Origin of the sequence: Enterobacter sp. MGH 24 (assembly GCF_000493015.1) — a bacterium.
GTDB lineage: Bacteria > Pseudomonadota > Gammaproteobacteria > Enterobacterales > Enterobacteriaceae > Enterobacter.
On record NZ_KI535657.1, the window covers coordinates 2208471 to 2231099 of the forward strand.

Consider the following 22629-nt stretch of genomic DNA (forward strand, 5'->3'; position numbering starts at 1 on the left):
CCGCTCAGTCTTCCTAACCCAACCTATAGAATAGAAATGCGCCAGAAGTGGGCGAATTTTCGTTATTTGCCTTGTTGAATCGCTTCAGATTGCAAAAACCCTCGTTTCATTAAGGTTAAAACTGCCTCTTTGGGAGTAATCAACTCATTTGTGCAAAGTTACATTTCTGAAACGTTATTTCTGTAAGGTTGTTAAAATGTGCAGGGTTTACTGATTTCAATCAAAACCAATATGGACAGAAGGTGAATACTTTGTTACTTTAGCGATACGAACTTGAAATTGGTAAGACCAATTGACTCCGGGCAAAAAGGCGTAAGACAGGGAATATGGCCTACAGCAAAATTCGCCAACCAAAACTATCTGATGTGATTGAGCAGCAGCTGGAGTTTTTAATCCTCGAAGGGACTCTGCGCCCGGGTGAGAAACTTCCGCCAGAACGCGAGCTGGCAAAACAGTTCGACGTTTCACGTCCCTCTCTGCGTGAGGCGATTCAACGTCTCGAAGCAAAGGGCTTGCTGCTTCGTCGCCAGGGCGGCGGAACCTTTGTGCAAAACAGCCTGTGGCAGAGCTTCAGCGATCCGCTGGTAGAACTTCTCTCTGACCACCCAGAATCCCAGTTTGACCTGCTTGAGACCCGTCACGCGCTTGAAGGTATTGCGGCCTATTACGCCGCCCTTCGCAGCACTGATGAAGATCGCGTGCGTATCCGCGAACTGCATCAGGCCATTGAACGGGCACAGCAGTCCGGCGATTTAGACGCCGAGTCCAGCGCCGTCGTCCAGTATCAAATCGCCGTCACCGAAGCGGCCCACAACGTGGTGCTCCTCCATCTGCTACGCTGCATGGAGCCCATGCTGGCCCAGAACGTTCGTCAGAATTTTGAATTGTTGTATGCCCGTCGGGACATGCTCCCACTGGTAAGCAACCATCGCACCCGAGTATTCGAGGCGATAATGGCCGGGGAACCGGAGCAGGCGCGCGAAGCGTCGCACCGACATCTGGCTTTCATTGAGGAAATCTTGCTGGACCGCAGCCGTGAACAATCGCGTCGCGAACGTTCATTACGCCGCATACAGCAACGAAAGGATTAAGCGCCAGGTACTTTTAGAGCGCGGCAACTAAACGCAGAACCTGTCTTATTGTGTTCTTGCCCAAGAGCACAATGGGACAGGTTCCAGACAAATCAACGTATTAGATAGATAAGGAATACCCCCATGTCAGAACGTCTCCAAAATGACGTGGATCCGATCGAAACTCGCGACTGGCTACAGGCGATCGAATCGGTCATCCGTGAAGAAGGTGTTGAGCGCGCTCAGTATCTGATTGATCAGCTGCTTTCTGAAGCCCGCAAAGGCGGTGTGAAGGTTGCTTCAGGTGCAGGGGCTAGCAACTACGTAAACACGATTGCCGTCGAAGACGAACCGGAATACCCGGGCAATCTGGATCTGGAACGTCGTATCCGTTCTGCAATCCGCTGGAACGCCATCATGACCGTTCTGCGCGCATCCAAGAAAGACCTGGAACTGGGTGGCCACATGGCGTCCTTCCAGTCTTCCGCGACCGTTTACGAAGTGTGCTTCAACCACTTCTTCCGTGCAGCGAACGAGAAAGACGGCGGCGATCTGGTGTACTTCCAGGGCCACATCTCTCCGGGCATCTATGCACGTGCATTCCTGGAAGGTCGTCTGACTGAAGAGCAGATGAACAACTTCCGTCAGGAAGTTCACGGTAAAGGTCTGTCTTCTTACCCGCACCCTAAACTGATGCCTGAATTCTGGCAGTTCCCGACCGTATCAATGGGTCTGGGCCCAATCGGTGCGATCTACCAGGCTAAATTCCTGAAATACCTGGAACACCGTGGTCTGAAAGACACCTCTGAGCAAACCGTTTACGCCTTCCTGGGCGACGGCGAAATGGATGAGCCAGAATCTAAAGGTGCGATCACCATCGCGACCCGTGAGAAGCTGGACAACCTGTGCTTCATCATCAACTGTAACCTGCAGCGTCTGGATGGTCCGGTAACCGGTAACGGCAAGATCATCAACGAACTGGAAGGCATCTTCGCAGGTGCTGGCTGGAACGTGATCAAAGTCATGTGGGGCGGTCGTTGGGATGAGCTGCTGCGTAAAGACACCAGCGGTAAACTGATCCAGCTGATGAACGAAACCGTTGACGGTGACTACCAGACCTTCAAATCCAAAGACGGTGCCTACGTTCGTGAGCACTTCTTCGGCAAATATCCTGAAACCGCAGCACTGGTTGCAGACTGGACTGATGAGCAGATCTGGGCTCTGAACCGCGGTGGTCACGATCCGAAGAAAGTTTACGCTGCACTGAAAAAAGCGCGCGAAACCAAAGGTAAAGCGACCGTCATCCTGGCCCATACCATCAAAGGTTACGGCATGGGTGATACCGCAGAAGGTAAAAATATCGCTCACCAGGTTAAGAAAATGAACATGGACGGCGTGCGTTATATCCGCGACCGTTTCAACGTTCCAGTGACCGATGAGCAGGTAGAAAACCTGTCTTACATCACCTTCCCGGAAGGTTCTGAAGAGCATAAGTACCTGCACGAACGTCGTCAGGCGCTGAAAGGCTACCTGCCAGCGCGTCAGCCAAACTTCACCGAGAAGCTGGAACTGCCAGCGCTGGAAGACTTCTCTCAGCTGCTGGAAGAGCAGAACAAAGAGATCTCCACCACTATCGCTTTCGTTCGTGCCCTGAACGTGATGCTGAAGAACAAGTCGATCAAAGATCGTCTGGTTCCAATCATCGCCGACGAAGCGCGTACTTTCGGTATGGAAGGTCTGTTCCGTCAGATCGGTATCTACAGCCCGAACGGCCAGCAGTACACTCCGCAGGACCGTGAGCAGGTTGCATACTACAAAGAAGACGAGAAAGGTCAGATCCTGCAGGAAGGTATCAACGAGCTGGGCGCAGGCGCATCCTGGCTGGCTGCTGCGACCTCTTACAGCACCAACAACCTGCCGATGATCCCGTTCTACATCTACTACTCCATGTTCGGGTTCCAGCGTATCGGTGACCTGTGCTGGCAGGCAGGCGACCAGCAGGCTCGCGGCTTCCTGGTAGGCGGTACCTCCGGTCGTACGACCCTGAACGGTGAAGGTCTGCAGCACGAAGATGGCCACAGCCACATTCAGTCTCTGACTATCCCTAACTGTATCTCTTACGACCCGTCTTACGCGTACGAAGTGGCAGTCATCATGCATGACGGTCTGCAGCGCATGTACGGTGAAGCGCAAGAGAACATTTACTACTACATCACCACCCTGAACGAAAACTACCACATGCCGGCAATGCCAGCAGGTGCCGAGGAAGGTATCCGTAAAGGTATCTACAAACTCGAAACCCTCGAAGGTAGCAAAGGTAAAGTTCAGCTGCTGGGCTCCGGCTCTATCCTGCGTCACGTCCGTGAAGCAGCGCAGATCCTGGCGAAAGACTACGGTGTGGGTTCCGACGTGTACTCTGTGACCTCCTTCACTGAACTGGCGCGTGATGGCCAGGATTGTGAGCGCTGGAACATGCTGCACCCACTGGAAACTCCACGCGTTCCGTACATCGCTCAGGTGATGAACGACGCGCCAGCGGTGGCGTCTACTGACTATATGAAACTGTTCGCTGAGCAGGTTCGTACTTACGTTCCAGCGGATGATTATCGCGTACTGGGTACTGACGGCTTCGGTCGTTCTGACAGCCGCGAAAACTTGCGTCACCACTTCGAAGTTGATGCTTCTTACGTGGTTGTAGCAGCACTGGGCGAACTGGCTAAACGTGGCGAAATCGATAAGAAAGTGGTTGCAGACGCAATCACCAAATTCAACATCGATGCAGAAAAAGTTAACCCGCGTCTGGCGTAAGAGGTAAAAGAATAATGGCTATCGAAATCAATGTACCGGACATCGGGGCTGATGAAGTTGAAATCACCGAGATCCTGGTCAAACCAGGCGACAAAGTTGAAGCTGAACAGTCGCTGATCACCGTAGAAGGCGATAAAGCCTCTATGGAAGTCCCGTCTCCTCAGGCTGGCATCGTTAAAGAGATCAAAGTCTCTGTTGGCGATAAAACCGAGACCGGCAAACTGATCATGATTTTCGATTCCGCCGACGGTGCAGCAGCTGCTGCACCTGCGCAGGAAGAGAAGAAAGAAGCCGCTCCGGCCGCCGCTGCTCCAGCCGCTGCCGCGAGCGCGAAAGAAGTCAACGTGCCTGACATCGGCGGTGACGAAGTAGAAGTCACTGAAATCCTGGTGAAAGTGGGCGACACCGTTGCGGCCGAGCAGTCACTGATCACCGTAGAAGGCGACAAAGCCTCTATGGAAGTGCCAGCTCCGTTCGCCGGTACCGTTAAAGAGATCAAGATCAACACCGGCGACAAAGTGTCTACCGGGTCGCTTATCATGATCTTCGAAGTGGCGGGTGCTGCACCTGCTGCCGCGCCAGCGCAGGCCGCTGCTCCGGCTCCGGCCGCTGCTCCAGCCGCTGCCGGCGGTGCGAAAGACGTTAACGTACCGGACATCGGCGGTGACGAAGTTGAAGTGACCGAAGTGATGGTTAAAGTGGGCGACAAAGTTGCCGCTGAACAGTCACTGATCACCGTTGAAGGCGACAAGGCTTCCATGGAAGTCCCTGCGCCGTTCGCGGGCACCGTTAAAGAGATCAAAATCAGCACCGGCGACAAAGTGTCTACCGGCTCTCTGATCATGGTCTTCGAAGTGGAAGGCGCTGCGCCTGCCGCAGCTCCGGCTGCCGCTGCTGCTCCGGCACCGGCTGCTGCACCGGCTCAGGCGGCTAAACCTGCTGCGGCTCCTGCTGCAAAAGCGGAAGGCAAATCTGAGTTCGCTGAAAACGACGCTTACGTCCACGCGACTCCGCTGATTCGTCGCCTGGCGCGCGAGTTCGGTGTGAACCTGGCGAAAGTGAAAGGAACGGGCCGTAAGGGTCGTATCCTGCGCGAAGACGTTCAGACCTACGTGAAAGACGCGGTGAAACGCGCCGAAGCTGCACCAGCTGCAGCCGCTGGCGGCGGTATCCCGGGCATGCTGCCATGGCCGAAAGTGGACTTCAGCAAGTTCGGCGAAATCGAAGAAGTGGAGCTGGGCCGCATCCAGAAAATCTCTGGTGCTAACCTGAGCCGTAACTGGGTGATGATCCCGCACGTTACGCACTTCGACAAAACCGATATCACCGATCTGGAAGCGTTCCGTAAACAGCAGAACGCCGAAGCTGAGAAGCGTAAGCTGGACGTGAAATTCACCCCAGTCGTCTTCATCATGAAAGCCGTTGCCGCTGCCCTTGAGCAGATGCCACGCTTCAACAGCTCTCTGTCTGAAGACGGCCAGAAGCTGACGCTGAAGAAATATATCAACATCGGTGTTGCGGTTGATACGCCAAATGGTCTGGTTGTTCCGGTCTTCAAAGACGTGAACAAGAAGAGCATCACTGAGCTGTCCCGTGAACTGACCACCATCTCCAAGAAAGCGCGTGATGGTAAGCTGACTGCCGGCGAAATGCAGGGCGGCTGCTTCACTATCTCCAGCATCGGCGGCCTGGGTACCACCCACTTCGCGCCGATTGTTAACGCGCCGGAAGTGGCTATCCTCGGTGTGTCCAAGTCCGCGATGGAGCCGGTGTGGAACGGCAAAGAGTTCGTGCCGCGTCTGATGATGCCAATCTCTCTGTCCTTCGACCACCGCGTGATCGACGGTGCTGATGGTGCGCGCTTCATCACCATCATCAACAACACCCTGAGCGACATTCGCCGCCTGGTGATGTAATCGAAAAGCCGGCCAGTCGGCCGGCTTTTTTCTGATAATCTCACGGTGTTTGTGAGGTTATTGGCGAAAGCGACAATTCGTGAGCCGTTTGTTGTTTCAAAATTGTTAACAATTTTGTAAACTGCGGGCGGATAGAACGACCCGGTGGACGACGGGTATAAATTAAGAGGTCATGATGAGCACAGAAATCAAAACTCAGGTCGTAGTACTTGGGGCAGGCCCGGCAGGTTACTCCGCAGCATTCCGTGCAGCGGATTTAGGTCTGGAAACCGTCATCGTAGAACGTTACAGCACCCTCGGCGGTGTTTGTCTGAACGTCGGCTGTATCCCTTCTAAAGCGCTGCTGCACGTAGCGAAAGTTATCGAAGAAGCCAAAGCGCTGGCTGAACACGGTATCGTCTTCGGCGAGCCGAAAACCGATATCGACAAAATTCGTACCTGGAAAGAGAAAGTTATCACTCAGCTGACCGGCGGTCTGGCGGGTATGGCCAAAGGCCGTAAGGTGAAAGTGGTAAACGGTCTGGGTAAATTCACCGGTGCGAACACCCTGGAAGTGGAAGGCGAAAACGGCAAAACCGTGATCAACTTCGACAACGCGATCATCGCGGCAGGCTCTCGCCCAATCGAACTGCCATTCATTCCGCATGAAGATCCACGCGTGTGGGATTCCACCGATGCCCTGGAGCTGAAAACCGTTCCTAAGCGTCTGCTGGTCATGGGCGGCGGTATCATCGGTCTGGAAATGGGTACCGTGTACCATGCGCTGGGTTCAGAGATCGACGTGGTTGAAATGTTCGACCAGGTTATCCCGGCTGCCGACAAAGACATCGTTAAAGTCTTCACCAAACGCATCAGCAAGAAATTCAACCTGATGCTGGAAACCAAAGTGACTGCCGTTGAAGCGAAAGAAGACGGTATTTACGTTTCCATGGAAGGCAAAAAAGCCCCATCCGAACCACAGCGTTACGACGCCGTGCTGGTGGCTATCGGCCGCGTGCCGAACGGTAAAAACCTCGACGCGGGCAAAGCTGGCGTGGAAGTGGACGACCGTGGCTTTATCCGCGTTGACAAACAGCTGCGCACTAACGTGCCGCACATCTTTGCTATCGGCGATATCGTCGGTCAGCCAATGCTGGCACACAAAGGTGTTCACGAAGGTCACGTTGCCGCTGAAGTTATCGCTGGCATGAAGCACTACTTCGATCCGAAAGTCATTCCATCTATCGCGTACACCGAGCCAGAAGTGGCATGGGTGGGTCTGACCGAGAAAGAAGCGAAAGAGAAAGGCATCAGCTACGAAACCGCCACCTTCCCGTGGGCTGCTTCTGGCCGTGCTATCGCGTCCGACTGCGCTGACGGTATGACCAAACTGATCTTCGACAAAGAGACTCACCGCGTGATCGGTGGTGCGATTGTCGGTACCAACGGCGGCGAGCTGCTGGGTGAAATCGGTCTGGCTATCGAAATGGGCTGTGACGCTGAAGACATCGCGCTGACCATCCACGCTCACCCGACTCTGCACGAGTCCGTGGGCCTGGCGGCAGAAGTGTTTGAGGGTAGCATCACTGACCTGCCAAACGCGAAAGCGAAGAAGAAATAAGTTTCTTCCCTGATTGCTAACGCCTCCTCTGGAGGCGTTTTTTTTTGCCTGAAAACTACCCGTTATGGTAGGTAACTTATTGTTATTTCCTCTAAAAATTTTCATCTGTCTGCCGATACCTTTTGCACCATTGTGTAGCTACTGGCCGCACGGTTAACGATTCTGGACTTTTGATTACACACAAAAAGGAAATAACATGTCTTTGAAGAAAGTGACGGGGATTGGCTTATTAGCGGCAGTGATGACGCTGACCGGGTGCGGTGCGATGACGACGGCGGTGAAAAAGCGCAACCTGGAAGTAAAAACGCAGATGAGTGAAACCATCTGGCTTGAGCCATCCAGTGAAAAAACGGTCTACATTCAGGTTAAAAACACCTCTGATAAAGATATGAGCAACCTGCAGACGCTGCTGGCAAACGATCTGAGTGCCAAGGGATACAAGGTCACCAGCTCACCTGACAGCGCATACTACTGGGTGCAGGCTAACGTTCTGAAAGCAGACAAAATGGACCTGCGAGAAACTCAGGGCTACCTGAAAACGGGCTATGAAGGTGCCGCTGTGGGTGCCGCGCTGGGGGCCGGTATTACGGCCTACAACAGCAACTCCTCCGGCGCAGCGCTGGGCGTGGGGCTGGCTGCGGGGCTGATCGGCATGGCGGCAGATGCGATGGTGGAAGACGTAAACTATACCATGGTGACCGACCTGCAGATCTCCGAGCGCAGCAAGGCGAAGGTGACCACGGACAACATCGCGGCGCTGCGTCAGGGAACGTCTGGCGTGAAGCTGCAAACCAGCTCCGAGCAGGGTGACCGCGCGAAGTATCAAACCCGCGTGGTGTCGAACGCTAACAAAGTAAACCTGAAGTTTGAAGAAGCCAAACCGGTTCTGGAAGCTCAGCTGGCAAAATCTGTCGCAAATATTCTGTAAGTTAAAAAGCCGGGTGGCGGCTTCGCCATACCCGGCTTGCAAAACGTGGTCCGTTGACGCTATTCAGGGCGCGACGGGCTGCCAGGTTTTATCAGGGTGATATGCGGTTAACGCCCGGGCTTTTTGCTCCGAATCACTGCCGAGATCGCTCTGGTACACCTTGTCGTCCTGGTTTATCAAAAAGCTCATTACGCCCGTCTGGCCATAGCTGACCGGCCAGGCAACCATCGCGAAACCGTGATTATCCGGCAAAATTCGAAAGCGATAGCCGTGATAGCCGGTCCCTGGCTCTTTCGGGCTAAATGCCGGGCCGAGCGGGCTGGGCGCTTCGCCGGGCGAGACTGGCCAGTACAAGCCGTCTTTTTTGCCTTTCGAGCTGACAATCTTCTGCGCGTATTGCTGGTTCAGCGCAAAATAGCTTCGCTGCGCATCAACATAGGCATGTAAGGCTTCAATGGCGGCGAGCTCGTTACGCCCGATTTCGCGGGTCAGGATCTCTTCAGCCCCTTCTTTGATATCGAACTGCCAGCCGGCAGAGGTTTTGATCACCGGGATGGGGAGCTGCCAGCCGCTGTCTCCGACAACCAGATGCGCCGTATCCCCTTCGACAACCGTGTTGTGCCGGACGTTCCAGTCGCGCAGGAAGCGATCGACAGCATCAGGGTCAACGCCTTCAGGGGGCAGAAAATCACGCCAGTTCTCTCCGAGCAGGTTGGTCATCGCACTCTCATTTTGCTCACTGATGGCTTTGGTCAGCGCATCGGTTGCCTGATCGGGTGTGCTAAAGGACTGCTGCGCCATCACCGAGGCCGAAAGCATGAACAACACCATTCCACTGAGTAGTTTACTTTTCATGTCGGTTCCCTTAGCGATGTCGAATTTCACGGCGTTCAGCACGTCCACCAGACGGCTGGCGTGGCTGCTGCTGGCGAGCAGCAAGCTGTCTGCTTTGCGCACCGCGCTGCTGCTGCGCCTGCCAGTTCGCGGAGCGGCTGTCGTTACCGCTCAGCGCATTGGCCCGCGGCTGGCTGTTTCGCTGCTGGAGAGGGCGTTGCTGCGCGGGCTGCGAAGCCCGCTTCTCTTGTCTCTGCGCGGTCGTCTGGCGGTTTTCTCGTTGCTGAGCGCTGCTGCGCTTCGCCGTCTGCGGCTTGGTGTCGTAGCCACGGTAGTTATTGCGCTGCGAAATCTGCTTCAGCTGTTCGCTTGAGGCCTGGCGCTGCACGTCTTTCGTTCCGGTGCGCGCCGTTTGGGGGAAGGTTTTGCCCGTGGATTTCTCCATCTGGCTCAGCGCGGCCTGACGCTGGCTATCGCGGTTAACCGGTTTTTGCTGCGTTGAGCTGAGCCCTGTCGCCGTGTTGGTGGCGTGGAAGCGAGTGTTGAGCTGGTTAGTCGGATAAGGCACGCCTTCCCGATAGGCCGGGTTGTGCTGCCAGGTGCGGTTGGCGTCCGTCAGACGTTGTCCGCTGATTTTATTGAAGTTCTCAACGTTGATATTGATGTTGTTATCACCGTTGCGGTTATAGCCGCCGTGATTATCCCCGTCGCCATGGTGATGATCCCAGTCATCGTCATCATCCCAGTCGATGTTGCTGAAGATGGCATAGGTTGTGGCGACCCCAAGGCTGAAGCCTAAACCGTTTACGAAGCTGTTGCCAAACTGCTCCCCAGGTGTTGGCGGGAGATAGGTGGGGGGATAAGCGGTGTTGGGCCAGGTCCCGTAAACCGTATTGGGATTATAGGTGGGGACGTAAACAACCTGCGGATCGGCAGATTCAATTTTGATTACCGTTGGGGCGGGCGCGGCCGTCGTCGTTGTCGTTGTCTCGGTGGTGCTGGTTTTCGCTGGCACCGTTTTTGTTACGGTGGTGACCGTTTGCTGAGGCGTGGATTGTAAAGCGCCTGTCTTCTGTGCCAGCGCGCGCAGGCGCTGAACAGAATCCATTACGTCCTTCGGCTGCGCGAGAAACGCATCACCCAGATTTTGTACCCACGGCGGGTTTTCACCCATCAGGGACATCAGCTGAGGAAACGCAACCAGCGATTTTACGCTGGGATCCCAGGGCTGGCTGGCAACGGCCTGAATGGCGGCGTCTCCCTCCATCTTCGGGTTATCTTTGGACCACTGCGCCGCCTGAATCACGTTGGCCGGATAGGTCGACGCCATTAAAATTTGCGACAGCAGGGCATCCGGGTAGAGCGCGATGGGAGCAACCCATTGATCGATTTGCGCGGCAGTGTAGGCTGGCGCGACAACAGGGGCGGGTTGGGCTGCGGCAGGCGCCGCTGGTGCAGCCGGTTGTTGTGCGACGGGGGCCGGTGCAGCAGGCTCCGTAGCGCGGCCTTTGACAAACATGACGCCTGAGGCGGCAAACAGCCCGGCACTGCACAGAAGGACGAGCAGATGTGGCTTAAAGGGCAACTTCATAAAATGACTCCAACGAGACAAGCGCTGTGCCGTGAGGCGTTACGGTTGGCGTGAGTATTATTCACCCGTCTTTTACTGTTTTGACTTTTCTTGGGAAGCGTCCGGTACGTCCGGATAAAGAGTGTGAGTATTTATTACACAATTATATGCGATGCGGGAAAAACCGCAGGGGATTCAGAAGGCCGCTCTTGCGAGCGGCCAGCAGCTAGTTGCCGAGGTTGACGACAAACAGCACCGTGATGTCGGATATGTTCCAGCCACCATGCAGCGCGGTTAGCAGTAAACCGGTCACAACGATCAGCGCAGTGATTCGCATCTCCATTGCGTGCGTTCCTGTACAGGCTACGCGGGTTCATTCTTCACCGGGAAAGGCAGAACCAGGCAAATGAGTACATTGCCGCGTAGGTTACGGAACTGCTTCCGGGCCCGGTGACTGGTTGCTACACCAGCGAAGCAGGCCGGGGGCAACAGTATTACAGCCGAAATGGACTGAAAAGAGGTGAAATGCAGTTTCATCCTTTTTCATTCGAAACTGGATGGCGGCTCGTAAACACAAAATATGTGCTTGCGGATCCGCATACTCAGGAGCATTATTTATGCCGAGTGCATTGCCGCAAATCTGCCAGTCCGGTGTGCTACCACCGCAAGGCAACAAATAAACCGCTTTCAGGCGGTTTTTTTGTACCCAAAATTCGTCTTGTCTCCCCGCTACACCATGCTTAACGATTCAGCAAATTTTTTAATGTTGCTTTTTTGTAAACGGATTAACACTGTGCAGAAATCCTGCTATGCTGCCCGACGCGGTATCGGGCATTTACCCTACAAACTGCTGTCTCACAGGAGCGTGAAGAGAACGCCCGCCGCATATGACAATGAGAGCGAGGAGAACCGTCGTGCTAGAAGAATACCGTAAGCACGTAGCAGAACGTGCCGCCGAGGGAATTGTACCCAAACCTTTAGATGCAACCCAAATGGCCGCGCTCGTCGAGCTGCTGAAGAACCCGCCTAAGGGCGAAGAAGAATTCCTGTTAGATCTGCTGATCAACCGCGTACCGCCTGGCGTAGATGAAGCTGCCTACGTAAAAGCCGGATTCCTTGCTGCTATCGCCAAAGGCGAAGCCACCTCCCCACTGGTTACTCCTGAAAAAGCCATTGAACTGCTCGGCACCATGCAGGGTGGTTATAACATTCATCCGCTGATCGACGCGCTGGATAACGACAAGCTGGCACCGATTGCCGCTAAAGCGCTCTCTTCCACGCTGCTGATGTTCGATAACTTCTACGACGTAGAAGAAAAAGCCAAAGCAGGCAACGTCTATGCGAAGCAGGTGATGCAGTCCTGGGCTGATGCCGAATGGTTCCTGAACCGTCCTGCTCTGGCTGAAAAAATCACCGTTACCGTCTTTAAAGTGACCGGTGAAACCAACACCGACGACCTCTCTCCGGCACCGGACGCGTGGTCTCGCCCGGATATCCCTCTGCACGCCCTGGCGATGCTGAAAAACGCCCGTGAAGGCATTGAGCCGGATCAGCCTGGCAGCGTCGGGCCGATCAAACAGATCGAAGCCCTGCAGAAAAAAGGGTTCCCGCTGGCCTACGTGGGTGACGTTGTGGGTACCGGTTCTTCCCGTAAGTCCGCGACCAACTCCGTGCTGTGGTTCATGGGTGACGATATCCCGCATGTGCCAAACAAACGCGGTGGCGGCCTGTGCCTCGGCGGTAAAATTGCACCGATCTTCTTCAACACCATGGAAGATGCGGGCGCACTGCCGATCGAAGTGGACGTCTCCAACCTGAACATGGGCGACGTGATTGACGTTTACCCGTACAAAGGTGAAGTGCGTAACCACGAAACCAACGAGCTGCTGGCAAGCTTCGAGCTGAAAACCGACGTGCTGATCGACGAAGTGCGTGCCGGTGGCCGTATCCCGCTGATCATCGGCCGTGGCCTGACCACCAAAGCGCGTGAAGCGCTCGGTCTGCCGCACTCCGACGTGTTCCGTCAGGCGAAAGACGTGGCGGAAAGCAGCCGCGGTTACTCTCTGGCGCAGAAAATGGTCGGTCGCGCTTGCGGCGTCGCCGGCGTTCGTCCGGGCGCGTACTGCGAGCCGAAAATGACCTCAGTAGGCTCTCAGGACACCACTGGCCCAATGACCCGTGATGAACTGAAAGACCTGGCGTGCCTGGGCTTCTCGTCTGACCTGGTAATGCAGTCCTTCTGCCACACGGCGGCCTATCCGAAGCCGGTTGACGTGACCACGCACCACACGCTGCCAGACTTCATCATGAACCGCGGCGGCGTTTCTCTGCGTCCGGGTGACGGCGTCATTCACTCCTGGCTGAACCGCATGCTGCTGCCGGATACCGTGGGTACCGGCGGTGACTCCCATACCCGTTTCCCAATCGGTATCTCCTTCCCGGCGGGCTCCGGTCTGGTGGCGTTTGCTGCTGCGACCGGCGTGATGCCGCTGGATATGCCGGAATCGGTGCTGGTGCGCTTCAAAGGTAAAATGCAGCCGGGTATCACCCTGCGCGACCTGGTTCACGCGATCCCGCTGTACGCGATTAAACAGGGCCTTCTGACCGTTGAGAAGAAAGGGAAGAAAAACATCTTCTCTGGCCGCATCCTGGAAATTGAAGGTCTGCCGGATCTGAAGGTTGAGCAGGCGTTCGAGCTGACCGATGCCTCCGCCGAGCGTTCTGCGGCGGGCTGTACCATCAAGCTGAACAAAGAGCCGATTATTGAGTATCTGAACTCTAACATCGTGCTGCTGAAGTGGATGATTGCAGAAGGCTACGGCGACCGTCGTACGCTGGAGCGCCGTATCCAGGGCATGGAAAAATGGCTGGCCGATCCGCAGCTGCTGGAAGCCGATGCTGACGCAGACTACGCGGCGGTGATCGACATCGATCTGGCGGATATCAAAGAGCCAATCCTGTGTGCACCGAACGATCCGGACGACGCGCGTCCGCTGTCTGAGGTTCAGGGCGAGAAGATCGACGAAGTGTTCATCGGATCCTGCATGACCAACATCGGTCACTTCCGTGCAGCCGGTAAACTGCTGGATACCCATAAAGGCCAGCTGCCAACCCGTCTGTGGGTGGCGCCGCCAACCCGTATGGACGCGGCTCAGCTGACAGAAGAGGGCTACTACAGCGTGTTTGGTAAGAGCGGTGCGCGTATTGAAATCCCTGGCTGTTCCCTGTGTATGGGCAACCAGGCGCGCGTAGCCGACGGTGCGACGGTGGTCTCCACCTCTACCCGTAACTTCCCGAACCGTTTAGGTACCGGTGCGAACGTCTTCCTGGCCTCTGCGGAGCTGGCGGCGGTTGCGGCGCTGATCGGCAAACTGCCAACGCCGGAAGAGTACCAGACCTTTGTGGCTCAGGTTGATAAGACGGCGGTGGATACCTATCGCTATCTGAACTTTGACCAGCTTTCTCAGTACACCGAGAAGGCTGACGGGGTTATCTTCCAGACGGCAGTATAAATGCTACCCTCTCCCGTGGGAGAGGGGCTGGGGGTGAGGGCACCAGACCGCACCTGACCCATTGCCCGGTGGCGCTACTGTATGACCGGATACATAGGTGACAGATCAGACCGGGAACATAGGTAACACTTTTTAGTCTATCCGGAGCACACTCTGGGTTTTTCGGTCGTAGTACGCAAGCGTTATTCCGTTAAAGATGATGGCCTCCAGGCCATCATCCTGTTCTTCCAGCATGATGTACTCATCAGTCAGCGCTTCACTCAGGAACACCGTCCCCTTTTTCCCCATATAAAGTGTCCCCCGCGATTTCACCCTGTAGACCGTACCGCCTTCCGGATACGCGTATTCAGGAACACTGCCATCCCAGTGCCGGTTCGAGGGTTTCCACACCGTTCCGGGCGTTGCACCCGCCAGGGCTTCATGCGGCCTTTCGTGGTTAAACTCCTCCCGGTAGTCACTGAACCACCGCTGTTGTTCTTCCATCGTCATGAAGGTGTTGCCCTGTTTCACCGCACTTTTCAGGGAGCGGTGCATTCGCTCATGACGGCCGTTTTCTTCCGGATGACCCTTTCTGATACGCTCCGGCCTGATGCCCAGCTTGATTAGCCAGACGGCAAGACGACTTAGTCCGCCTATCCCTGTTCCCGCGAAGGGCTGCCCGTTATCGGTTCTGAGCACTTCCGGCAGACCGTACTCCAGGAACGCATCCGTCAGGCACTGTCTGACGAAGGGCTCGCTCTCCCGGTCCGTTCCCCGGCAGCTCAGCAGATACCGGCTGTGATTGTCGGTCAGGGTGAAGGGATGGCAGTACTCTCTGCTCAGCAGCCTGAACTTGCCTTTAAAATCAGCGCTCCAGACCTGATTGTTCTCACTGATGATGGTCAGGGGCTGGCGATTGCCCGGGGTTCGGCGTTTTCGCTTTTTATCCGGAACCAGGCCTTCACGCTTGAGGATATCGCCGATAGTGCTGGCAGCAGGGACGGTAAAATCGACGTGATGATTGAGCAGCCACATCCGCAGTTTTTTCGGCCCCCAGTCAGGGTGTTTTTGCCTCAGAGCCGTAAGCTGCCCGGCGATATCATCAGGAACCGTCCGGGAGTGGGAATGCGGAGCACGCGACCGGTCAGAGAGAGATGACAGGTCAGAGGGGTCAAAACGCTGAAGCCATTTGTAACCGGTTTTTCGGCTGATGCCGAAGAGACGGCAGAGGGCTGAAAAAGAATCCGTACCTGCATGGCAGGCACGGATAAAATCAAGGCGTTGCATAGGTCGGGTCTCAGTCCAGGGCATAGCGAGTCTCCTCTTCTATGCCAGTTATAACTGTTACCCATGTATCCGGTCTAAAGTGTTACCCATGTTTCCGGTTCATACCCTACGCTTACCGGGCCTACAAAACCCACCGCAACGTCGGTGGGTTTTTTATTTTCATTCCTCCCACCTCTCACGCTTTTTTTCTTCCTCGCTGCTGCGATAATTACCCTAATGGCTTTGCAGAGGAAAACACTATGGATTACGAATTTCTGCGCGACATCACCGGAGTGGTGAAAGTGCGTATGTCGATGGGCCACGAAGCCGTTGGACACTGGTTTAACGAAGAGGTGAAAGAAAATCTCGCACTTCTTGATGAGGTTGAACAGGCGGCAAATACGGTGAAAGGCAGTGAACGATCCTGGCAGCGCGCCGGGCATGAATATACGCTGTGGATGGATGGTGAAGAGGTGATGGTGCGCGCCAACCAGCTCGAGTTTTCAGGCGACGAGATGGAAGAGGGGATGAGCTACTACGACGAAGAGAGCCTGTCGATGTGCGGCGTGGAAGACTTCCTTCAGGTCGTGAACGCCTACCGAGACTTCATGAAACAGAAATAACAGGCCGGAGCATCCCTGCTCCGGCTTGCTCTTACACGGCCGGAATATTACGGCCGTAGTAAATCTCGCGCATCTCTTTCCAGAGCAGGTCAGTAATCGCCTTACGCTCTTCTTCGCTCAAATCTTCCGGCTTCGTGTGGAACATGTAGTGCTTAAGGTCGAATTCCTTCAGTAACATCTTGGTATGGAAGATATTTTCCTGGTACACGTTCACGTCCATCATGTCGTACAGCGATTTCATGTCGTCGGACATAAAGTTCTGAATAGAATTGATCTCGTGGTCGATGAAGTGCTTCATGCCGTTGATATCGCGGGTAAAACCACGCACGCGATAATCAATGGTGACGATGTCCGATTCCAGCTGGTGGATTAAATAGTTCAGCGCGTTCAGCGGGGAAATCACGCCGCAGGTCGACACTTCGATATCGGCGCGGAACGTACACAACCCGCCTTCCGGGTGACTCTCCGGGTAGGTGTGCACGCAGATATGGCTTTTATCCAGGTGGGCAACCACCACTTCCGGCAGCGGGCCCGGGTGTTCCGTTTTGTCTATAAGCTTCGGGTCGACCGGCTCTTCGCTGACCAGAATGGTCACGCTGGCGCCCTGAGGTTCATAATCCTGTCGGGCGATGTTCAGGATGTTTGCGCCAATGATGGAACAGGTTTCTGACAGGATCTCGGTCAGACGGTTGGCGTTGTAGAGTTCGTCGATATAGGCGATGTAACCATCGCGTTCTTCCGCTGTTTTGGCATAGCAGATATCGTAAATACAAAAACTCAGGCTTTTCGTCAGGTTGTTAAAGCCATGCAGTTTAAGCTTTTTCAATTAGCTCACCCCCTTAGTGGATAATGCGTCTTGCAGGTACTGCGGCAGAGCAAACGCTGCGGTATGAATTGCCGGATTGTAGTATCGGCACTGAAGACCGGCCTGATGGAAGCGGGCCTGAATAATTTCGGTAGAGAGATGGCGTAATACGTCGTTATCCGTCGCCCAGGCAAAGGTCATGATCCCGCCGTAGTACGTCGGAATGGCCGCCTGATAGAAGCTGACATCATCGAAATAGGTGCTGAGCTTACGATGGCTGTCGAGCGCTTCATCCTGCTGCAGGAAGCAGACGCCATTTTGTGCGACGAAGATCCCGCCCGGGTTCAGGCAGCGCTTGCAGCCTTCGTAGAAGGAGGAGGTAAACAGAGACGCGCCAGGGCCGATAGGATCGGTGCAGTCGGAGATAATAACGTCAAAGGTTTGCGAGGTCTGGTTAACAAAGTTAACGCCGTCGTCAATCACCAGGCTAAAGCGCGGATCGTCATAGCTACCGGCATTGTGGTTGGGCAGGTACTGGCGGCAGAAAGAGACGACGCCCGCATCAATTTCCACCATGGTGATGGTTTCAATGGAACGATGGCGGGACACTTCACGCAGCATTGCGCCGTCGCCACCACCGATAATCAGGACATGCTTCGCGTGACCGTGCGCCAGCAGCGGGACGTGGGTCATCATCTCATGATAGATAAACTCATCCCGCTCGGTCGTTTGCACGACGCCGTCCAGCGCCATCACGCGGCCAAAGGCGGCATTCTCGAAGATGATCAGATCCTGGTGATCGGTTTTCTCATGATAGAGCACGTTATCAACGGCAAAGTACTGACCAAACTGGTCATGCAGTGTTTCATGCCACAACGTGTGGTCGGCCATAGCGAACTCCTCCTGTGTAAACATCCATTACGCTCACAAAAAATGAGCGAAACATGATAGCTAACTCTAACCGTGGTTGCACGGCCAGAGGTTCAACAGGGGGCGTCGGGAAGGTTATTTCACGTAGGCGAGCAGGCTGAGTGAATCACGAGCCAGCGCTTTGCATTTTTTGGCAGTGGGAATACCAATACCGCTTAGGTCACGGTAGCTGTCTTCGCCGAGCGCCTTCATGTCGAAGCTGTCGTAGTTGCTGAGATCCCACTGGTTCTGCTGGGCAAAAAAGACCAGCGCGCGGCGAATCTGCCCGTTGGGTAAATTCTGGTAGCCACAATCATTTTTCAGGAATACAAAAACCGCCGTTAAATCGGCCATATCTTCCGCTTCATTTTCACTTAGCGCATAGCTGTTCGCACACATTGCCATCAGGCTACCGAACAAAATTGTCCTGAAAAACGTCTTCATTGCTTCTACCACTTCTTCACGGAAAATTAACGTTAGCATACTTGATGCCGGTGCGACGATCTTTATTATTGCCGCTTGACTTGACCTTCCGGTAAGGGGAGGGTTTATGCTCAAAAGATCGCCTGCTGGAAATAAGGAAATGAACATGCAACGTCGTGATTTTTTAAAATATTCCGCTGTGCTGGGGGCTGCCAGCGCATTACCTCTCTGGAGCCGCGCGGTGTTCGCGGCTGACAGGCCTGCCTTACCCATCCCTGACTTACTGACCGCTGACGCCCGCAGCCGTATCCAGCTTGTTGTACAGGCCGGTAAAACGACGTTCGGCGAGCACAACGCCACGACGTGGGGCTATAACGGCAATTTGCTCGGTCCGGCGCTTCAGCTACGGAAAGGGAAAGCGGTGACGGTGGATATCCACAACACGCTCGCCGAAGAGACGACGCTGCACTGGCACGGGCTGGAAGTGCCGGGTGAGGTGGACGGCGGGCCGCAGGGCATCATCAAAGCGGGCGGCACGCGCAGCGTCACCTTTACGCCTGACCAGCGCGCGGCGACCTGCTGGTTCCATCCGCATCAGCATGGCAAAACGGGCCATCAGGTGGCGATGGGGCTGGCGGGGCTGGTGCTGATTGAAGACGACGAAAGCCGCCTGCTGCGCCTGCCGAAACAGTGGGGCATCGACGATGTGCCGGTGATTGTGCAGGACAAGAAATTCAACGCTGACGGTCAAATTGACTACCAGCTGGACGTGATGAGCGCGGCGGTAGGCTGGTTTGGCGACACGCTGCTGACCAACGGCGCCATTTACCCTCAGCATGCCGCGCCGAAAGGCTGGCTGCGCCTGCGCCTGCTCAACGGTTGTAACGCACGCTCGCTGAATTTCGCCGCCAGCGATAAACGCCCGCTGTACGTGGTCGCGAGCGACGGCGGCCTGCTGCCGGAGCCGGTGAAAGTGAGCGAGCTGCCGATGCTCATGGGCGAACGCTTTGAGGTGCTGGTGGATATCAGCGACGGCAAGCCGTTTGACCTCGTAACCCTGCCGGTGAGCCAGATGGGGATGGCGGTTGCGCCGTTTGATAAGCCCCATCCGGTGCTGCGTATTCAGCCATTGCTGGTGGCCGCTTCCGGCACGCTGCCTGATACGTTAACCACGCTGCCAGCACTCCCGTCGCTTGACGGGCTTACCCAGCGCAAGCTCCAGCTCTCCATGAACCCCATGCTCGATATGATGGGCATGCAGGCGCTGATGGCGAAATATGGCGATAAGGCGATGGCGGGGATGCACCACGGCCAGATGATGGGCCACATGAATATGGACCACGGCAAAATGGGCGGCATGGGGAACATGGATCACGGCGACCATGGCTTTGATTTCCACAACGCCAATATGATCAATGGCAAAGCGTTTGACATGAACACGCCGATGTTTGCTGCCGCGAAAGGGCAGTTTGAGCGCTGGGTGATTTCGGGCGAAGGGGACATGATGCTGCACCCGTTCCATATCCACGGTACCCAGTTCCGCATTCTTTCAGAGAACGGCAAAGCGCCGGATGCGCATCGCGCGGGCTGGAAAGATACGGTGAGAGTGGAGGGCGGCGTCAGCGAGGTGCTGGTGAAGTTTGACCACGACGCGCCGAAGGAGTTTGCCTATATGGCGCACTGTCACCTGCTGGAGCATGAGGATACGGGGATGATGCTGGGCTTTACCGTATAAAAAAAGCCGGGTGGCGGCTTCGCCTTACCCGGCCTACATAGGGCACCCGTAGGCCCGGTAAGCGCAGCGCCACCGGGCTTTTCAGTTACTTGTTTTCGTCAGGCAACGCATACGCGACGATATAGTCGCCCATCTTCGTGCCAAACGAACCGTGACCGCCCGCAGAGATGACAACGTACTGCTTGCCATTCACTTCATAGGTCATCGGCGTGGCCTGTCCACCCGCTGGCAGACGGCCTTGCCACAGTTTTTCACCGTTGGTCATGTTGTACGCGCGCAGGTAGTTATCTGCGGTTGCCGCGATGAACAGCACGTTACCGGCGGTGGAAATTGGGCCACCCAGCATCGGCATACCCATATTGAACGGCACCGGAACCGGCATCGGGAACGGCATGCTGTCCTGTGGCGTACCAATACGTTTTTTCCATACGATCTGGTTAGTTTTCAGATCCAGACCGGAGATATAACCCCAGGCTGGCTGTTTACACGGCAGACCAAACGGAGACAGGAACGGGTTCAGGGTTACACCAAACGGCACGCCGTACTGCGGCTGAATGCCAGCTTCGGTGCCAGAACCTTTCGCGTCTTTCGGCTGCTCCATTGGGTTACCCGGACCGCGTGGGATCAGACGGGAAACGAACGGCAGCGCCATTGGGTTGGCAATTGCCACCTGACGGTTCGGGTCGACGGAGATCCCGCCCCACTCGAACATCCCCAGGTTACCCGGGAAGACCAGCGTGCCCTGCTCAGACGGCGGCGTGAAGATGCCTTCGTAGCGCAGCTGATGGAACATCACGCGACACACCAGCTGGTCAAACATGGTGGCACCCCACATGTCTGCACCGCTGAGGTCTTTCTTCGGACGGAAGCTAAGGTCAGAGAACGGCTGGGTTTTGCTGACGTAATCGCCTTTCGCGGCGCCCTGCGGAACCGGTTTTTCCGGTGCAGGCACAACCAGCTTACCGTTGCTGCGATCCAGGACGAAGATGTTGCCCGTCTTGGCCGGAGCGTAAATCACCGGCACGGTTTTGCCGTCAACGGTAATGTCCGCCAGCGTCGGCTGGGACGGCATATCCATATCCCACAGATCGTGGTGGACCGTCTGGTAGCTCCACGCCAGCTTACCGGTGGTCGCGTTCAGCGCCACGATAGCGCTCGCATAGCGCTCCTGCTCCGGCGTGCGGTTACCGCCCCAGATATCTGGCGTGGTCACACCCATTGGCAGGTAGACCAGGTCCAGCTTAGCGTCATACGCCGCTGGCGCCCAGGAGTTTGGCGAGTTAAAGGTAAAGGTGTGTTCATCCGATGGGATCGCGTTTGGATCTTTCGCACCCGGGTCAAAGGCCCACAGCAGTTTACCAGTGTTCACGTCGAAACCACGGATGACGCCGGAGGTTTCACGCGTGGAGAAGTTATCCGTTACCGAACCGGCAATCACGATAGTTTTATCGGTGATGATTGGCGGTGAGGTGGGCTCATACAGACCCGGCGTGGTGTCCGGCATGTTGGTCTGCAGGTTCAGGATACCTTTGTTGGCAAAGGTTTCGCACAGCTTGCCCGTTTCGGCATTGATGGCGAACAGACGGCCATCGTTCACCGGCAGCATAATGCGGCGCGGGCAGTCGGCGATGACTTCCGGGCTGGCATTATCGGCGCGCGCTTCGTGGTAAGAGACGCCGCGGCAGGTAACGTGCTGGAAGGACGGGTTGGAGTTCAGCTGCGGATCGAAGTGCCATTTTTCTTTACCGGTGGCCGCGTCGAGCGCGAACAGACGCTGGTGCGCCGTACACAGATAGAGCATGTTGCCAACTTTAATTGGCGTCACTTCGTTGGTCAGCTCGCCCGGATCGTTCGGCATCTTCACATCACCGGTACGGAATACCCAGGCTTCTTTCAGGTTCTTAACGTTATCCGCGTTGATCTGCTTCAGCGGAGAGTAGCGTTGACCTTCCTGATTACGACCGTACGCAGGCCAGTCGCCGTCAGCGACCTGCGAGATAGCCGCAGCAGGCGTGGATTCCGCGTTCAGCGTACCGTTGATCTCCTGCGGGTCGTTAAAACCGGCCCAGGTCAGAATGCCGCCGGTAATCAGCAGGGCAACAACCAGGCCCGCTACAGCACCGCTGGAAGGCACAATCAGGCGACGCCACACGAACGGCAGGATCAGCCAGATGCCGAAGAAGACCAGGATGTCGCTACGCGGCGTCAGTGCCCAGAAGTCGAACCCGACTTCCCAGACGCCCCAGATCATGGTGGCAAGAAGGAGGGCGGCATACAGCCACAGTGCAGATTGTTTTCTACGCAACAGCAGGACGGTTACGGCAACCATAACCAGACCCGCAATCGGGTAGTACCAGGAGCCGCCTAAAGCGACCAGCCAGACGCCACCGATTAACAGATACAGCGCGCAGAAGGCTGCGAAAGCGGCTGTTAATGTCACCAGTAGACGCGGCTGTTTAGCGTTTGTTTCAGCCATAGAAAGTGTACTCGTCAGTTTTTGTTAATAATTTGCTAGCAACTAATTATAGGTATTAACAAGTGTGATCGGAATCACAATATTTGCTTTTTATAACTCATACGCCAGGCTTATCCATTTGCTGATATAATGGCGGGCTTGCGTATCGATGCCGGAAATACATTCACCTGCATTG

15 protein-coding genes are annotated in these 22629 nt (G+C 55.5%); 8 read left to right on the plus strand and 7 right to left on the minus strand.

Going from position 1 to position 22629, the window contains the following annotated elements:
• Window positions 1-326 precede the first annotated feature (326 nt).
• The 5 genes from pdhR (at window position 327) to traT (ending at window position 8322) form a co-directional block, all read left to right on the plus strand.
• Window positions 327-1091: a pyruvate dehydrogenase complex transcriptional repressor PdhR gene (gene pdhR, locus L370_RS11410; protein WP_008501960.1), complete on the plus strand. Its 765-nt coding sequence runs from the start codon at window positions 327-329 to the stop codon at window positions 1089-1091.
• 123 nt (window positions 1092-1214) lie between these two features.
• Window positions 1215-3878 carry a pyruvate dehydrogenase (acetyl-transferring), homodimeric type gene (aceE, locus tag L370_RS11405; RefSeq protein ID WP_023334524.1) on the plus strand — a complete coding sequence of 888 codons (2664 nt, stop codon included), beginning with the start codon at window positions 1215-1217 and terminating at the stop codon, window positions 3876-3878.
• A 14-nt stretch (window positions 3879-3892) separates the two neighbouring features.
• The gene (aceF, locus tag L370_RS11400) at window positions 3893-5794 is read left to right on the plus strand and encodes a pyruvate dehydrogenase complex dihydrolipoyllysine-residue acetyltransferase (RefSeq protein WP_023334525.1); all 1902 of its coding nucleotides are present in this window, start codon (window positions 3893-3895) and stop codon (window positions 5792-5794) included.
• Window positions 5795-5969: 175 nt separating this feature from the next.
• Window positions 5970-7394, plus strand: coding sequence for a dihydrolipoyl dehydrogenase (gene lpdA / locus L370_RS11395; RefSeq protein ID WP_003856313.1), 1425 nt, complete (start codon window positions 5970-5972; stop codon window positions 7392-7394).
• A gap of 196 nt (window positions 7395-7590) precedes the next feature.
• Window positions 7591-8322, plus strand: a complete 732-nt coding sequence (gene traT, locus L370_RS11390; RefSeq protein WP_023334526.1) for a conjugal transfer complement resistance protein TraT — start codon at window positions 7591-7593, stop codon at window positions 8320-8322.
• 63 nt (window positions 8323-8385) lie between these two features.
• On the opposite strand, the gene L370_RS11385 is transcribed toward traT, so the two are convergent.
• Both L370_RS11385 and L370_RS11380 read right to left on the minus strand, forming a co-directional pair.
• A complete protein-coding gene (locus L370_RS11385) occupies window positions 8386-9177 on the minus strand; it encodes a DUF2950 family protein (protein WP_023334527.1) in 792 nt (263 codons plus the stop codon).
• Window positions 9178-9187: 10 nt separating this feature from the next.
• The gene (locus L370_RS11380; protein WP_023334528.1) at window positions 9188-10747 is read right to left on the minus strand and encodes a DUF3300 domain-containing protein; all 1560 of its coding nucleotides are present in this window, start codon (window positions 10745-10747) and stop codon (window positions 9188-9190) included.
• An 893-nt stretch (window positions 10748-11640) separates the two neighbouring features.
• Here L370_RS11380 and acnB point away from each other — a divergent pair.
• A complete protein-coding gene (gene acnB / locus L370_RS11375; protein ID WP_023334530.1) occupies window positions 11641-14238 on the plus strand; it encodes a bifunctional aconitate hydratase 2/2-methylisocitrate dehydratase in 2598 nt (865 codons plus the stop codon).
• A 132-nt stretch (window positions 14239-14370) separates the two neighbouring features.
• Here the strand turns inward: acnB and L370_RS11370 are convergent, their stop codons facing one another.
• Window positions 14371-15528 (minus strand): DDE-type integrase/transposase/recombinase, encoded by a 1158-nt coding sequence (locus L370_RS11370; RefSeq protein ID WP_023332995.1) that lies wholly within the window; start codon window positions 15526-15528, stop codon window positions 14371-14373.
• A gap of 215 nt (window positions 15529-15743) precedes the next feature.
• Between L370_RS11370 and yacL the strand changes: the two genes are divergently transcribed.
• On the plus strand, window positions 15744-16106 hold the full coding sequence (yacL, locus tag L370_RS11365; protein ID WP_023310423.1) for a protein YacL: 363 nt from the start codon (window positions 15744-15746) through the stop codon (window positions 16104-16106).
• Between the two features lie 31 nt (window positions 16107-16137).
• Here yacL and speD read toward each other — a convergent pair whose 3' ends face one another.
• From speD to L370_RS11350, 3 genes are all read right to left on the minus strand, one after another.
• Window positions 16138-16932 (minus strand): adenosylmethionine decarboxylase, encoded by a 795-nt coding sequence (gene speD, locus L370_RS11360; protein WP_023334531.1) that lies wholly within the window; start codon window positions 16930-16932, stop codon window positions 16138-16140.
• Window positions 16933-17802 carry a polyamine aminopropyltransferase gene (speE, locus tag L370_RS11355; RefSeq protein WP_023310424.1) on the minus strand — a complete coding sequence of 290 codons (870 nt, stop codon included), beginning with the start codon at window positions 17800-17802 and terminating at the stop codon, window positions 16933-16935.
• Between the two features lie 114 nt (window positions 17803-17916).
• Complete coding sequence (locus L370_RS11350) at window positions 17917-18264, minus strand: YacC family pilotin-like protein (protein WP_014882582.1); 348 nt, start codon at window positions 18262-18264, stop codon at window positions 17917-17919.
• 145 nt (window positions 18265-18409) lie between these two features.
• Between L370_RS11350 and cueO the strand changes: the two genes are divergently transcribed.
• Window positions 18410-19978 (plus strand): multicopper oxidase CueO, encoded by a 1569-nt coding sequence (gene cueO / locus L370_RS11345; protein ID WP_032642530.1) that lies wholly within the window; start codon window positions 18410-18412, stop codon window positions 19976-19978.
• An 85-nt stretch (window positions 19979-20063) separates the two neighbouring features.
• On the opposite strand, the gene L370_RS11340 is transcribed toward cueO, so the two are convergent.
• A complete protein-coding gene (locus L370_RS11340) occupies window positions 20064-22454 on the minus strand; it encodes a glucose/quinate/shikimate family membrane-bound PQQ-dependent dehydrogenase (protein WP_023334533.1) in 2391 nt (796 codons plus the stop codon).
• Window positions 22455-22629: the final 175 nt, after the last annotated feature.